Origin of the sequence: Paranoxybacillus vitaminiphilus (genome assembly GCF_003259935.1) — a bacterium.
In the GTDB taxonomy this organism is placed as follows: domain Bacteria; phylum Bacillota; class Bacilli; order Bacillales; family Anoxybacillaceae; genus Paranoxybacillus; species Paranoxybacillus vitaminiphilus.
In genome coordinates this window covers 36973-51378 of record NZ_QLMH01000013.1, presented here as the reverse complement: position 1 = coordinate 51378, position 14406 = coordinate 36973, and the positions used below count along the sequence as shown (strand labels likewise).

Genomic DNA, 14406 nt, shown 5'->3' with positions numbered 1-14406 from the left:
CACTTCATTTGCTGAACAAATTGGAAGTGGGGCTTCGGGATTATGTTAAAAAAGAAAGGCTTGCGTTCACATCTCGTCCGTGATGCGTCCCGCAAGTGAGTAAAAAACGCACGGATTTTTATTCCAAGCGTTTTTCTTTTGGAGTTTATATACGCTCATCGCATTATCATTAAAATTGCTTCAAGAATTAGGTTCTCTTCTTCAAGAGATTGCTGAAAAAAGAGAAGTAAAGATTGAGGTTGTTGTTATTGAAGGATCTACAAAGGTATTTTGTGCTGGTCATAGTTTACGTGAAATAGAAACTATGAATGTACACGAAGTACTTAATCTATTGCCAAAGAAACAGAATTTGATCGTAAAACGATTCGTAAGTATCTATAATAAATCAAACTTGATTTTTCAACATATTTAAAAGGCGAACAGAACACTGGTTGATTTTCATGCTTGATTCACATGGTGAGAGTTTAAGTTGGAGTTATATAAAAGGGAACAAACTTCCAGAGCGTAAAGTCAATGAGAAAAAGAAAGCAAGTAAACTAGATCCTTATAAAACCATCTACTTCAATGATAAAATAAAACAAAGTGAGGATCGTTTTCTTTGAACGATCCATTTTTTCATTATTTTATTGTCTTTTTTCATTGGAGTAAAAATCAACACTGAAGCAGATCGAATCAAATCCTGTGTGAAAAACGATCGGAAAGGAAGAAAAGGCATGAAATCCATGTATCCTAAGAATGGACGCGTTATTTTACATGTTGACTGTAATGCCTTTTACTGCAGCTGTGAAATCGCGCGGGATCCATCATTAGAAGGAAAAGCGGTAGTGGTGGCTGGAGACCCGAAAGAACGAAAGGGAATCGTTTTGGCGGCGAACTATATAGCGAAAAATGATTTTGGGATATATACGACGATGCCTTTGTGGGAGGCAAAGAAAAAGTGTCCACACTTGGTGATCCTGAAACCTGATTTTGACCTATATCGAGAAATGAGTACGAAAGTTTTTCAATTTTTAGCAACCTTTTCTCCCATCGTGGAACCCGCTTCTATTGATGAGGGATATTTGGATATAACCAATCGCTATTCGCCGGGTTCTCCTTTTGAAATCGCTCAACAAATTCAAAAAGGGTTGTTAGAAACATTAAAAATTCCCGTTAGCATCGGGATCGCTCCTAATAAGTTTTTGGCAAAGATGGCGAGCGATCTGAAAAAACCATTAGGAATTATGGTCCTTCGCAAACGGGATGTACCAAAAATACTCTGGCCTTTGCCTGTTCAAGCGATGCATGGGATTGGAGAAAAAACAGCTGAAAAGTTAAAAAGCATTGGTGTTTTTACCATTGGTGAATTGGCCAAAACAGAAAAAGGAGTATTAAAAGACTTACTTGGCATCACAGGGTTTTACTTGCAGGAACGGGCAAATGGAATTGATCACCGCCCGGTTGACCCAGAAGCCGTTCTTAAGTTTAAAACTATCGGTCATTCGACGACCCTTTCTCATAATGTGACTGAAGAGCATACCCTTATTGAAGTGTTGCGAAAGTTATCTGATTCGGTCAGCAACCGAATGAAAAGGAAGCGAGTCGTTTCCTCAACAATTCAAATTACGATTCGCTACGCTGATTTTCAAACGGTGACTCGAAGTAAAAAATTATTGAATCCGTTTCAAGAGCCAGAAGAAATTTTTGAATATGCGGTGAAGCTATTTAAGCAGCATTGGAACGGAGATCCAGTGAGATTGTTGGGAATTACCGCCCTGGATGTATTGGACAAAAAAGAATCGACCAAACAATTAGATTTGTTCAGCTATGAAGAAGATGCGAAAGATGAAGCATTATTGAATACCATTGAGCAGTTAAAACAAAAATTCGGTGAAGGAATTATTCAACCCGTATCAGAACTTCTTAACAAAGAGAAAAATCTGAAAGAAAAGATCCAATTGCGGTACGATGCGAAGCAAAAAAGGAGGAACGGTGAATCTATGTGATGAGGTTGATGACAAATTTAAAATAGAATAAGTCCTGAGCTCCCCTTACAGCAGAGAAAGAGAGGGATGGTCTGCTGCAAGGGGAGATTTTTATGTGGACAATCAAATATATTGATTGATTTGTTATAATATTCTTAAAAAACAGAGGTGTGGTGTGAAATGGAAAATATCATAAGTATGAAAAATGTGTCCTTTATAAGAGGAAATCAAGTTATTTTAAAGGATATAAGTTGGGAAGTAAAAGGAAAGGAACAATGGGTCATATTAGGTTTAAACGGTTCAGGAAAAACGTCCATATTAAATATTGTCACAGGCTATCAATATCCGACAAAAGGGGAAGTTTCTGTTTTAGGACATACATTCGGGAAAACGAACTTGCCCGAGCTTCGAAAGCAAATCGGATTTGTCAGTAGTTCTCTTGATGACCGCTTTAATCAAACGTTAAGATTGGAAACGGTAGAGGATATTGTGATAAGCGGTAAATTTGCTTCAATAGGATTATACGAAAATGTAACCAATGAGGATCGTGAACAGGCTGAACAGCTAATGACATTTCTGAGAATCGATTATTTGAAAGGAAAAACGTATGACACATTATCACAAGGCGAAAAAAGAAAAGTGCTTATTGGAAGAGCGTTAATGGCAAAACCGCAATTGCTTATATTAGATGAACCGTCTATAGGATTAGACATTTTAGCAAGGGAAGATATGTTATCATTAATGAAAGAGATTATTACACATCAACAATGTCACGTACTATATGTCACTCATTATATTGAAGAAATTATAGAAGAGATGACACATGTACTATTGTTAAAAGAGGGGCAAATTGTAGCGGCAGGACAAAAAGAGAAAGTATTAACAGATGAATGTTTATCAGAGACGTTTCAATTGGCGATGAAAGTTCATTGGGAAAATAATCGGCCATGGGCTTCTATACATAAAAATATGGATTGGACAAAATTTGCCAAGGCAGAATCAAAATAAATAAAGAGGCTGTCTCATAAGGGTCTGACCTCACACGTGTTTCACAATATATAGTTCATTTATCCAACATGATGTCCCATATATTGTGTTGTGGGGTCTGACACTTGGCTTTTTATTACGAAAATGTTCCAAAAAACAAAAAATCCAGGGGCATGCAATCATAGTTATGTCCCCAAAAAAGAAAACGGCCTGTGATCTGCTTCATCATTAAGCAAGTCACAGACCCATACATTTTCATTCATCGTGGTGGCTGGTAAGTCATGGATGTTTGGGACAGCCTTTTATTCCTTTTTATTTTTTAGTTTATTTAGACTTCCTTTGTTAGCTTTGGTTTTGTAAGTCGGAATCTACCCAAAATATGAAATCTTTTTCTGAAAAAATTACTGTCCCCGCTTTCTTCTTACCGTTACCGACTCTCCAGCAATTCCCCAATTGTCGGTTTCAACCTCATCGATGATTACAAAGGTTGTCTGTGGGTTTTTCCCTAAAACTTCTTGAAGTAATTTTGTGGCACCCTCAATAAGTTGTTGTTTTTGTTCCGGAGTAGCTCCTTCTTTCGTAATTTTAATGTTTACATAAGGCATTGTTTTTCATCCTTTCAAGTTTTTTATTTTTAATCTGAACGATACCTAAAAACAACATTCCAAAAACTAATACGCTTGCCGCAAAAAGCAGGGAAGAATGATAGTTTCCTGATTTGGCAATTAAGATCCCTGCAATGGAAGGACCGATCATTTGGCCGATTCCATACACACACGTTAAATAGCCGATTACTTTACTGCTTTGATGCGGTGCAATACGGCGTCCCTCTGAGACGGCTAAGGTAGTAATCCCCATAAACGTGGCTCCGAATAATAAGGCTCCAATCAAAGCTCCGTAAAAATTAAAAAATATCACTGGCAGAATCACACCAACGATTTGGGTGAAAAAAGCGATTTGTAAAGCGATAAGATTACTGTATTTCTTAGCAACCCAAGCCCATAGCATACAAGAAGGAATAGCAGCAATACCGACAAACACCCAGCTTAAAGAAGGAATATGGCTTAAAGAGGGGATGTCCTGTACGAGAGCAACTAAAAAAGTGCCGCTCACGCTATACCCCATTCCTTCACACCCATAGGAGGCGATAAGCCATGGTAAAATCCTTTGTTTATGAGAAGCTTTGGGACAGGGCATGATTGATGAGGGATATTTTATTTTGTCTGACGAATTCTCTTTTAACCATAGAAACGTGAATACACCTATGAATATAGAAAGTATGCCTAATCCGCTCCAAGCCCCGCGCCAACTAAAATAATGCTCCAAAACAGGGACAATAAGGCCCGTTATGAAAATCCCCATTCCAACACCGCTATAAAACATTCCTGACCAAAGTGATTGCTTGGTTAAGGCAAGAATATCCAAAATAATACTTGAAGCAAGCACAAAGACGAGTCCGCTTGTTAAACCTGAAATAAAGCGAAAGAAAAACCAAAGCAAGTAGAGATCGGTCAACCCCATTGCAATGGTTGTCAAAATGTTGATGACGAGATAAAACCTTAAATAAAATGTTTTTCCTTTCTTCCACTGGGATATTCCTGCCAAGAAAGCTCCCAACAGGTATCCTAAGTAATTGGCTGAGGCAAGGTATCCTGCCATCACATCGGTAAGCCGTACGGCATCCTGAAGGTACGGCAAAATAGGCGTATATGCGAATCGACCGATACCCATGACAATCATTAAAGCGGCAATGCCTCCAATAACAACGTATATAGGTGGTGACTTGTTGATCGGAATACCCTCCCTCTATTTCTAAAAATGGTTTAACTTTATCTTACTCATGATATAATATTTGGTAAAATGATAAAAACGAATGGTACGTATTAAAAATATCGATACCTAACAAAGGGGAAGGAAAAATGGATATTGAGGATTTAAAATTGTTTCGGATCGTGGCCAAACACGGAAATATTTCGAAAGCAGCAGAAGAGCTGCACTTTGTTCAATCCAGTGTTACTTCCAAAATCCAAAGGTTGGAGGCGCACTTTCAAACACCACTATTCCATCGACATCGTTATGGTGTTTCGTTAACATCAGCGGGCAAAATCCTCCTAGCGTATGCCGATAAAATCATTCATTTATTTACAGAAGCAGAAAAGGAGATTATGTACTCCGACATTCCAAAGGGCCCTTTGTCGATAGGTTCTATGGAAACAACAGCTGCTGTAAGGTTGCCCTCACTTTTATATTCCTTTAGCCTTCATTATCCAGAAGTAGAATTATCATTAAAGACGGGACCGACAGATGAACTAATCAAATCGGTTCTTGCCTATGAAATAGATGGTGCGTTTGTAGCAGGACCCGTTCATCATCAAGATCTCTCCCAACAAGCAATCTTTGAAGAAGAGTTAGTGCTTGTTGCCCAGAGGAAAGGGACAGATATAAATGATATACCAGATTTAAATAAAAGTAATTTATTAGTATTTAGACAAGGTTGCTCATATCGCAAAAGGTTGGAAGAGTGGCTTCATGCAGAACAGATTATGCCCAACAAGATAATGGAGTTCGGTTCATTGGAAACCATTTTAGGATGTGTCAGTGCGGGATTAGGCATTACCCTTTTACCGAAAACGGTAATCGATCGTTTTCAATATCACTATCCATTGTCTTGTTATAAGATACCTAAAAAATTTGCGGAAGTAACTACTTTTTTTATTCAACGTAAAAATGTAGTTGCTACGTTAGCGATGCAAAAGTTTCTCGAAACAGTAATGGATTCTTGTAAGAATCATTAGATTCAACAATATGGCAAGTAATCGAAGAAGAATGATATGTTGTGCTTAAAGGACAATTGAGAAAATTGCGGATTCTATAACGGAGAATATTATAACTCCATTCGTATGAGAGTTTTATGAGAAAAATGGAATTCCATTAGGTTAAAAGAAGAAAATACATCCATTACACCAACCCGTTTTATTCACAGACTAAACTATCTAAAGAAGTGGAATATTGGATTGATTCTTTTCTCCCCATGTTTATTTATTGTCGATCTATTCATACTGGATCTACCGCTTCCTGTAGACGGATTATCCATTGCAGGTTTTATTTATATTTTTGCCATAATCGAATATATTAATTACTTTCATATACAGCTTTCCTATGACAATATCTCGGATATAAAATTCCTCATAAAATCAAAAAAAATTAAAAGGGCAACTTTGGCAAAGGAATTCAAGAGATTAAATAAATTTATTACATGATATCGAAAGAATCAAACCTCATCCTTGACCTTGTTACGTATAAAATTGGTGTAGAAAGATTTTCTTTTCAAGTTTTTTGTTAGTCTAAGGGAAAGTCATTCTTTTTCATCTATTCAAAAATTTCTAAAATTAGTTATTTAAGGACATTTCCTCAACATTTATCCTCTCTGAGTTTCACTTGCACCTCCCGTTACGTGAGGAAGTATGATTGAAATGACCTCAGCTGCAATCATATTGGATGGGAGGAATTTGAAGATGAACCATGAAGTTAGCCCTTGAATTTGTCAGTGAAGAAGCAGCGAAAGTTTTCAGTGGGTTAGATGAGGCAGAAGTAGAAGAACTCAGGAACAAGTTTCCGTCTCCGCATACAAAGGAAGAGGACGAGTGGTTTCAACAAGCGATAGAGTATTATATGCTTAAGAACGACATGCATGAGCCGAATGTTGAATAAGAAAATAAAAAAGAACCTGTAACGCTCTTTACCACACCGTTCAGATGTTTCTTGTCGACAAGCATTAATATTAATTACCCATGATGTTCACATCGCTGAGACGGCGGAAGAGGGAGCAATTAGTAAAATGTGTTTGGCAAACGGCAAGCACTGTAGACTTAAACCTGCAGTGCTTTTGTATTTGGTTTCTATTGAATTTATCGCTATGATAACGTAAGAATACGGAGCGGTTGTAATAATTTTACGATAAAAGTGAAATCGTCCCCAACAGTTACACTTTATTGAAATCCATAAATTCTGCAAATTTAGTTTATAAAATAAAAATATCGTCCAAAGGCATAAATAGAGAGAGCGTACAAATATTTATTTGCCGGAACCAATATGCCATATCGCTCGGAATCAACGAAAAAGAGATCAAAAAACAGTTTTTCCTAAACTGTATGGAAGTTAATGGACTGATAAGGAAGGGACAAAAATGAGAAAAATCTCGTTTAAATTAGGACTATTATTTTTTGTATTTGTGTTAGGAATAGAAACGGTTTTGTTTGTGTCATTATATATTACTCTTGTTCATTCTAGAATTAATGAGGAATTTGAGCAGCTGTTGGCAAGAGGAAATAATCACCGCGATGTGTTAGAAAAAAATTATGACTCTTCTACATTGGAACATGTCACCATGATGGAGTCGGAAGCGGTGACGGACGTTGTTATCACAGATGACAAGGGGAATATATTATATTTTTCGGATCATATTTTACCATTTGCCAAAAGAATAATAAAAAACGAAGTTAAAAACATTCCCCATGATGGTATGATTGTACAAAAAAATTGGCAAAAAGAGTCGCATATTTCAACAGTAAGCCCGATTCGGGTTGACGGCAAGATAAAAGGGTATGTCTATATGTTTCAAAATACAGCTTCCATTCAAAACATGATTTATAAGTTAAAGCATCATTTTATTATAGTTGGAATTCTTTCTGTATTTTTAACGATTATAACTATTGCTTTCTTATCAAGAGTGATTACTATTCCTCTCATTCGCATGAAACAGGCGACAGAAAAATTGAGTAAAGGTGATTTTTCTGTCCGTTTACAAGTAAAAGGGGAGGATGAATTAGCACAATTAGGAAAATCCATTCAAACATTGGCAAGGGATTTAGAATACTTAAAAAAAGAAAGAAACGAATTTCTTGCCAGTATTTCTCATGAGCTTCGTACCCCTCTCACATATGTAAAAGGATATGCGGACATCGCCAGAAGACCAAACATTAAGGAAGAAGAGAGAGAGAAATATTTGACTATTATTTATGAAGAAGCAGAGCATATGCAAAAATTAGTAAAAGATCTTTTTGAATTAGCAAAAATGGATCAGCATTCATTTCAAATTCATAAGTCATCGACCAACTTATGTTCATTTTTAAGAAAAGTATACGAGAAAATGCACCCTGCTTTTCAGGCGAAAAACATGTCTCTTATATATCACTGTGATGGAAACATTACTGTCCATATAGACCAAAAACGTTTTGAGCAAGTGATGATGAATCTGTTAGATAATGCTTTAAAATATTCTGAGCAAGGTTCTACCGTCTCTATTGATGTAAGGACGGAGAAAAAGAACATCGTGATGATTGTTTCAGACGAAGGCAGAGGAATTCCTGAAGAGGATTTGCCGCATATTTTTGAACGGTTTTATCGGGTGGATAAATCAAGATCAAGAGCCAGCGGTGGAACGGGATTGGGCTTAGCGATAGCAAAAGAAATTATTGAAGCCCACGGAGGTTCTATTTATGCGGATAGTATCTACGGAAAAGGAACGAAAATGATGATTACATTACCGGAGGAATGAGGGAGCATGTATACGATATTACTTGTTGATGATGAAAAACGAATGTTAGATTTACTTGATCTTTATCTTTCGCCTAAAGGGTACCATTGTGTAAAGTGTGAATCCGGTTTATCAGCGATACAGTACTTAGAAAATAACAAAGCTGATTTAGTGTTATTGGATATTATGATGCCGGAGGTGGATGGTTGGGAAACTTGTAAACGTATTAGAGAATTTTCCAATGTCCCTATTATTATGGTGACCGCAAGAGATCAAACATTGGATATCGTAAAAGGACTTAATATGGGAGCTGATGACTATATCACAAAACCATTTGACGAATCCGAACTGCTTGCCCGCATAGAGGCGGTGCTGCGCCGTTCGGTAGGGAAACAACCAAAAATTGAGTTTCAAGGTTTAGTGTGGGATGAAGCTCAACATAAGGTTCAATATAATAAACATGATCTTTTTCTGACACCTAAAGAGTTTGCCATATTGGGGCTTTTTCTGAAAAACCCAGGCAGAGTGTTTAGCAGAGACCAAATTATTATGTCACTATGGGGCTATAACGCAAATACAGAAGAGCGCACTATCGATTCCCATGTGAAAAATATTAGAGAAAAGCTGAGACAAGCTGGATTTCCGATCGATCGATTTCTGCAAACTGTTTGGGGGGTGGGGTATAAATGGAAGGTATAAGGTGGGAAGAGAATGAAAGAGCAAATTATTACACTACTCAACACATATGAAAATGCTGCTTACTTCATTAGTATCGTTATAAATATAATGATCAGTATTTTAGGACTTGTGCCAAGCGTTTTTTTAACCGCTGCCAATTTGGCTGTGTTCGGGTTTTGGAAAGGCACCTTTTTATCTTTTGCTGGGGAAGCCATCGGGGCCGTTGTCTCTTTTGTTTTATATCGTAAAGGATTTAGGAAACTTTCTGAAACGAAGTTGTTTTCTCATCCGAAAGTCAGACGTTTGCTTGAAGCAAAAGGTTTAGAAGCCTTTTTTCTTGTTTTATCTTTGCGGCTTCTTCCTTTTGTTCCGTCAGGAGTCGTTACCTTTGTTGCAGCGATAGGAAAAACTTCCTTACTTATCTTTATGATTGCCAGTTCAATAGGGAAAATACCTGCCTTACTTTTAGAAGCCTATTCGGTTTATCAATTGATGAATTGGACATGGAAAGGGAAGGTAATATTAACATTTTTGTCTGTTTCTTTATTTCTTTTTACTTGGAAGAAAATCAATCGAAAAAAGACTCAAACCAACAAAAACTAGAAGGATTTATGAAGATTGACAAATATCATATCCGAACAAACAAACTCCATAAATTCTGCAAATATTTCTGCTATAGCAGTAAAGGGGAAACTACTATAGGCTAATGACAAGGCGTGCGATTAGCATGTCTTTGTTATTTACCACTCCACATTTCTACAAAATCCACTGCTACAATATAGACATCAGATTAGAGAAGAAGGTGAGAGGAAGGATGTATTCATTCTTCAGTCAAATAAGTAACCTTTTAAGTCAACCGTTTTTAAATATTGCACATCATACAACAACTATCCCCATTTTATCAGCGTTTGTTCTTGGTATAGTAGGAGCGATGGCCCCGTGTCAACTCACCGGTAACTTAGGGGCAATCACGTTATACAGTAATCAGTCCTTGCAAAAAGGAATTGCGTGGAAAGAGTTGTTTCTTTATATTTTTGGTAAAATTATTGCCTTTTCCGGTTTGGGGATGATTGTCTGGCTTTTGGGGAAAGAGATTCAAAGTACACTAACATTATATTTTCCGTGGCTAAGAAAGCTGATCGGTCCCATTCTCATTCTTGTAGGTTTATACTTGTTAGGGCTTTTTAAAATGTATTGGAACGTCACCTTGTTCAAAATACCTGAGAGATTTTTAAAGAAAGGAAAAACAGGTTCCTTTTTAATGGGGTTCAGTTTTTCGTTAGCGTTTTGTCCAACGATGTTTGTGCTGTTTTTCGTGACTTTAATGCCTCTTGTGTACTCAACGTCTTATGGAGTGATATTGCCGGGCATCTTTGCCATCGGAACCTCTGTACCTGTTATTTTCTTCATCTTCATTCTATGGTACTTAGGATTTAGCGGTACTCTAATGAAAAAAGGAAAACAAGCAGGAAGGTTCGTTCAGAAGGCAGCTGGAATCGTGATGATCTTACTTGGCATATTAGACACCATCACTTATTGGTTCTAACGTTATGAAAAGGAGGAAAACGAATTACTATACCTGGAGGTTATGACATTAAAAGGCAAGCTGTCCCGGATTTTGAATTGCTTTCAAAATAAAGTGAAGTTGTCTGATTTACGTGGAAAGATATAGGGGAAAATATGTTTCAGAGAGGAAAAAACTAAAAAACACTTTAAATAGCAACCTATATAATTTCAGATTGACAAATCGACATAAGCAAAAAGTTTAAGAATATAAAAAGGGGTCAAAATGTTTTGCATATGTCGGAAAATCAATCTGCATTTATATAATTCGCAACTGAATTATCACGTTATTAAACCGAAGTTAACAAATAAAAACGCTTGGATTTTTAAATTTAAGTGTTTTTTCGATATTTATTTCTATTTCTTCTTAAATTATTGGACTAACGCACTCATTTGCCCCTTCCTATTCAGTTTTTATTATGGCTGACTGGCAAACGCAATTGGATTCATTAAGAAGCTCAGTTGCATTTTATACCCATTACCCGTATAATGTATTTAAGGATAATCATTAATAATAAACGAGGTGATACCAGTGAATCACTGTGAAGATAACAATATGAACGCAAAAATGGTTCCGCGGACAGAACAAGAAATTGAAAGCATCATTAAGCGGTTGAAGCGTATTGAAGGGCAAGTGCGTGGTGTGCAAAAGATGGTGGAGGACAATCGTTATTGTATTGATATTTTGGTTCAAATTTCGGCGATTCATGCAGCATTAAAAAAAGTAGGATTTAACCTGTTGGAACGTCATGCCAAACATTGTGTTTCTAAGGCGATCCGCGAAGGCAATGGAGAAGAATCGATTCGAGAGTTATTGGATGTGATTAAGCAATTCTCAAAATAAAGGAGAGGAAAGCTTTATGAGTGAACAAAAGCTCGTCACACTTAGAATAACCGGCATGACATGTGCAGCTTGTTCCAATCGGATTGAGAAAGTGTTGAACAAAATGGATGGAGTAGAAGCCAATGTCAATTTGGCGATGGAAAAAGCAACGATTAAATATGATCCGGCTAAACAAAGTATAGCTGATATCCAAACGAAAATTGAGAATTTGGGGTATGGTGTTGCGACTGAAAAGGTGACGCTGGATATTGAAGGTATGACATGCGCGGCATGTGCGGCACGGATTGAAAAAGGGTTAAATCGTATGGAAGGTGTTTCGAGCGCTGCTGTAAACTTGGCGACAAACAGTGCGGTTGTAGAATACAATGAAGGCATTACATCTGTCGAAGACATTTTAGAGAAAATCAAAAAGCTTGGGTACAAGGGACAGATCCGAAACGAAGAACAAGATCAGGCAGGCCGGAAAGAAGAGTTGCTTAAACAAAAACAACGGCAGCTTGCCATTTCAATTGTTTTGTCACTGCCTCTTCTTTATACGATGATTGCTCATATGCCGTTTGATATCGGCTTACCAATGCCGCACATTTTGATGAATCCGTGGTTCCAGCTTCTTTTGGCGACACCCGTTCAGTTCTATATTGGCGGTCCCTTCTATGTAGGGGCGTACCGGGCATTACGAAACAAGAGTGCGAACATGGATGTGCTGGTGGCGCTTGGAACATCGGCCGCTTACTTTTACAGCTTGTACGAAGCTTTCAAAACATTAGGAGATCCCGAATATATGCCAAGTTTGTATTTTGAAACGAGTGCCGTGCTGATTACGCTTGTACTTGTCGGAAAATACTTTGAATCACTGGCGAAAGGACGAACAACCGAAGCCATCTCCAAACTGTTGAGCTTGCAGGCAAAAGAAGCTTTTGTCATCCGTAATGGGCAAGAAGTAAGAGTTCCGCTTGAGGAAGTGATGATAGGTGATACTATTCTCGTCAAACCGGGCGAAAAAATTCCGGTAGACGGTATCGTCATCGCCGGAGTATCCTCCGTAGACGAGTCGATGATTACCGGTGAATCCATTCCTGTTGATAAGAAGGAAGGCGACTCTGTCATCGGCGCGACGATTAATAAAAATGGTGTACTAACCATTCGTGCCGAAAAGGTCGGGAAAGATACAGCACTTGCCAATATCATTAAAATCGTCGAAGAGGCGCAAGGCTCGAAAGCACCGATTCAGCGTATGGCTGATGTTATCTCTGGGATTTTCGTGCCAATTGTTGTCGGAATTGCGGTTGCTGCGTTCATGATATGGTACTTTTTTGTAGCGCCGGGTGATTTGCCAACGGCGCTTGAGGTGGCTATCGCCGTTCTTGTCATTGCATGTCCTTGTGCGCTCGGTCTGGCCACACCGACATCGATTATGGTCGGTACAGGTAAAGGTGCAGAAAAAGGGATCCTCTTTAAAGGAGGTGAGTACTTGGAGGAAACGCATAAAGTTAATGCCGTGTTGCTGGATAAAACAGGAACTGTAACAAAAGGAAAACCAGAAGTAACAGATGTGCTGGAATTCCAAGAAGGTATGCTTGACTATGCCGTTTCAGCCGAGAGCGCTTCTGAACATCCGTTGGCTCATGCGATTGTCGGATATGGGAAGAAACGAGCGATTTTGGCTAAGCCGTTAGAGCATTTCTCCGCCATTACCGGTCACGGAATTGAAGCTGTCATTGATGGAAAAAACGTCCTTGTTGGAACGCGAAAACTGATGAAAGAACGTTCTGTAGAGATTTCAATGCATGAAGACGAGATGGTGGAACTTGAAAAACAGGGTAAAACAGCGATGCTTGTTGCCATTGACGGGCAGCTTGCCGGCATCATAGCTGTCGCTGATACGGTAAAAGAAAGCTCAAAAGAAGCCATTGAAACATTAAAACAAATGGGTATAGAAGTGTATATGGTAACGGGAGACAACAAACGGACAGCGGAAGCGATCGCGAAGCAGGTTCATATCGACCATGTCTACGCTGAAGTGCTTCCTGAAGACAAAGCAAAAATCGTCGAGGAGCTGCAAAAACAAGGTAAACGAGTGGCGATGGTCGGAGATGGAATTAATGACGCACCGGCTTTGGCAAAAGCGGATATTGGCATGGCCATCGGTACAGGAGCGGATGTTGCCATCGAAACGGCCGATGTTACGTTAGTCGGCGGGGATTTAGCCCATATCCCGAAAGCGATTGAGTTAAGCCGCAAAACAATGAAAAACATTCGTCAAAACCTGTTCTGGGCGTTGTTCTATAATACCATTGGCATTCCGGTAGCTGCCGCTGGATTATTGGAACCTTGGGTTGCCGGAGCGGCAATGGCATTCAGTTCCGTATCAGTTGTAACAAACGCGCTTCGTTTGAAACGCGTGAAAATATAAATAAACATGGAAACAAGTAAGGAGGAATTGATGATGGCAATTACATTACATGTACAAGGAATGACTTGCGGACACTGCAAAATGGCAGTGACGAACGCTCTTAAAGAGCTAGACGGTGTAAAAAACGTAGAAGTACATCTGCAAGAAGGTATTGTCGATGTCGATTATGATGAAACAAAGGTAAGTGTAGAAAAACTCAAAGAAGCGATTGAAGAGCAAGGTTACGATGTAAAGTAACAGTAAAAAAATCCCTCTAAGTTTTAGTTGAATATACTATAATGATAGAGGATACTATGTTCAATATAAGAACATATATCCTCTTTTTTCATGCTGTACATTTATTGAAAATATTGCGGCAGACGAAGTCAATGTAGCAAAAGCGACACTGTACAATCATCCTGAGCTACGTGAGTGTATTGAA

At 38.3% G+C, this 14406-nt stretch carries 14 protein-coding genes; 12 read left to right on the top strand and 2 right to left on the bottom strand.

Annotated features, from left to right (window positions below; genetic code table 11):
• The first annotated feature begins 157 nt into the window (after positions 1–157).
• The 3 genes from B0I26_RS13490 to B0I26_RS13480 all read left to right on the top strand — a co-directional run bounded on the left by B0I26_RS13490 (position 158) and on the right by B0I26_RS13480 (position 2972).
• Entirely contained in the window at positions 158–412 is a 255-nt protein-coding gene (locus B0I26_RS13490) for an enoyl-CoA hydratase-related protein (protein ID WP_281268712.1), read from the top strand.
• A 301-nt stretch (positions 413–713) separates the two neighbouring features.
• Positions 714–1985 carry a DNA polymerase IV gene (locus tag B0I26_RS13485; protein ID WP_111645947.1) on the top strand — a complete coding sequence of 424 codons (1272 nt, stop codon included), beginning with the start codon at positions 714–716 and terminating at the stop codon, positions 1983–1985.
• Between the two features lie 159 nt (positions 1986–2144).
• Positions 2145–2972, top strand: a complete 828-nt coding sequence (locus B0I26_RS13480) for an ABC transporter ATP-binding protein (RefSeq protein ID WP_111645946.1) — start codon at positions 2145–2147, stop codon at positions 2970–2972.
• A gap of 380 nt (positions 2973–3352) precedes the next feature.
• Here B0I26_RS13480 and B0I26_RS13475 read toward each other — a convergent pair whose 3' ends face one another.
• Together B0I26_RS13475 and B0I26_RS13470 are read right to left on the bottom strand one after the other, a co-directional pair.
• Complete coding sequence (locus tag B0I26_RS13475; RefSeq protein WP_111645945.1) at positions 3353–3556, bottom strand: tautomerase family protein; 204 nt, start codon at positions 3554–3556, stop codon at positions 3353–3355.
• Positions 3537–4691 (bottom strand): YbfB/YjiJ family MFS transporter, encoded by a 1155-nt coding sequence (locus B0I26_RS13470; RefSeq protein ID WP_111645944.1) that lies wholly within the window; start codon positions 4689–4691, stop codon positions 3537–3539. The genes B0I26_RS13475 and B0I26_RS13470 overlap by 20 nt, the downstream gene beginning before the upstream one ends.
• A gap of 179 nt (positions 4692–4870) precedes the next feature.
• Between B0I26_RS13470 and B0I26_RS13465 the strand changes: the two genes are divergently transcribed.
• From B0I26_RS13465 to copZ, 9 genes are all read left to right on the top strand, one after another.
• On the top strand, positions 4871–5746 hold the full coding sequence (locus B0I26_RS13465; RefSeq protein ID WP_111645943.1) for a LysR family transcriptional regulator: 876 nt from the start codon (positions 4871–4873) through the stop codon (positions 5744–5746).
• 727 nt (positions 5747–6473) lie between these two features.
• Positions 6474–6662: a hypothetical protein gene (locus B0I26_RS13455; RefSeq protein ID WP_111645941.1), complete on the top strand. Its 189-nt coding sequence runs from the start codon at positions 6474–6476 to the stop codon at positions 6660–6662.
• Between the two features lie 475 nt (positions 6663–7137).
• Positions 7138–8508: a sensor histidine kinase gene (locus B0I26_RS13450; RefSeq protein WP_111645940.1), complete on the top strand. Its 1371-nt coding sequence runs from the start codon at positions 7138–7140 to the stop codon at positions 8506–8508.
• A gap of 6 nt (positions 8509–8514) precedes the next feature.
• Positions 8515–9186: a response regulator transcription factor gene (locus B0I26_RS13445; protein ID WP_111645939.1), complete on the top strand. Its 672-nt coding sequence runs from the start codon at positions 8515–8517 to the stop codon at positions 9184–9186.
• 12 nt (positions 9187–9198) lie between these two features.
• Positions 9199–9768 carry a TVP38/TMEM64 family protein gene (locus tag B0I26_RS13440; protein WP_111645938.1) on the top strand — a complete coding sequence of 190 codons (570 nt, stop codon included), beginning with the start codon at positions 9199–9201 and terminating at the stop codon, positions 9766–9768.
• Positions 9769–9979: 211 nt separating this feature from the next.
• Positions 9980–10711, top strand: a complete 732-nt coding sequence (locus B0I26_RS13435; RefSeq protein ID WP_111645937.1) for an urease accessory protein UreH domain-containing protein — start codon at positions 9980–9982, stop codon at positions 10709–10711.
• A 549-nt stretch (positions 10712–11260) separates the two neighbouring features.
• A complete protein-coding gene (locus tag B0I26_RS13430) occupies positions 11261–11572 on the top strand; it encodes a metal-sensing transcriptional repressor (RefSeq protein ID WP_111645936.1) in 312 nt (103 codons plus the stop codon).
• Positions 11573–11588: 16 nt separating this feature from the next.
• Entirely contained in the window at positions 11589–13985 is a 2397-nt protein-coding gene (locus B0I26_RS13425; RefSeq protein WP_111645935.1) for a heavy metal translocating P-type ATPase, read from the top strand.
• A 33-nt stretch (positions 13986–14018) separates the two neighbouring features.
• Positions 14019–14222, top strand: a complete 204-nt coding sequence (copZ, locus tag B0I26_RS13420) for a copper chaperone CopZ (protein ID WP_111645934.1) — start codon at positions 14019–14021, stop codon at positions 14220–14222.
• Positions 14223–14406 lie beyond the last annotated feature (184 nt).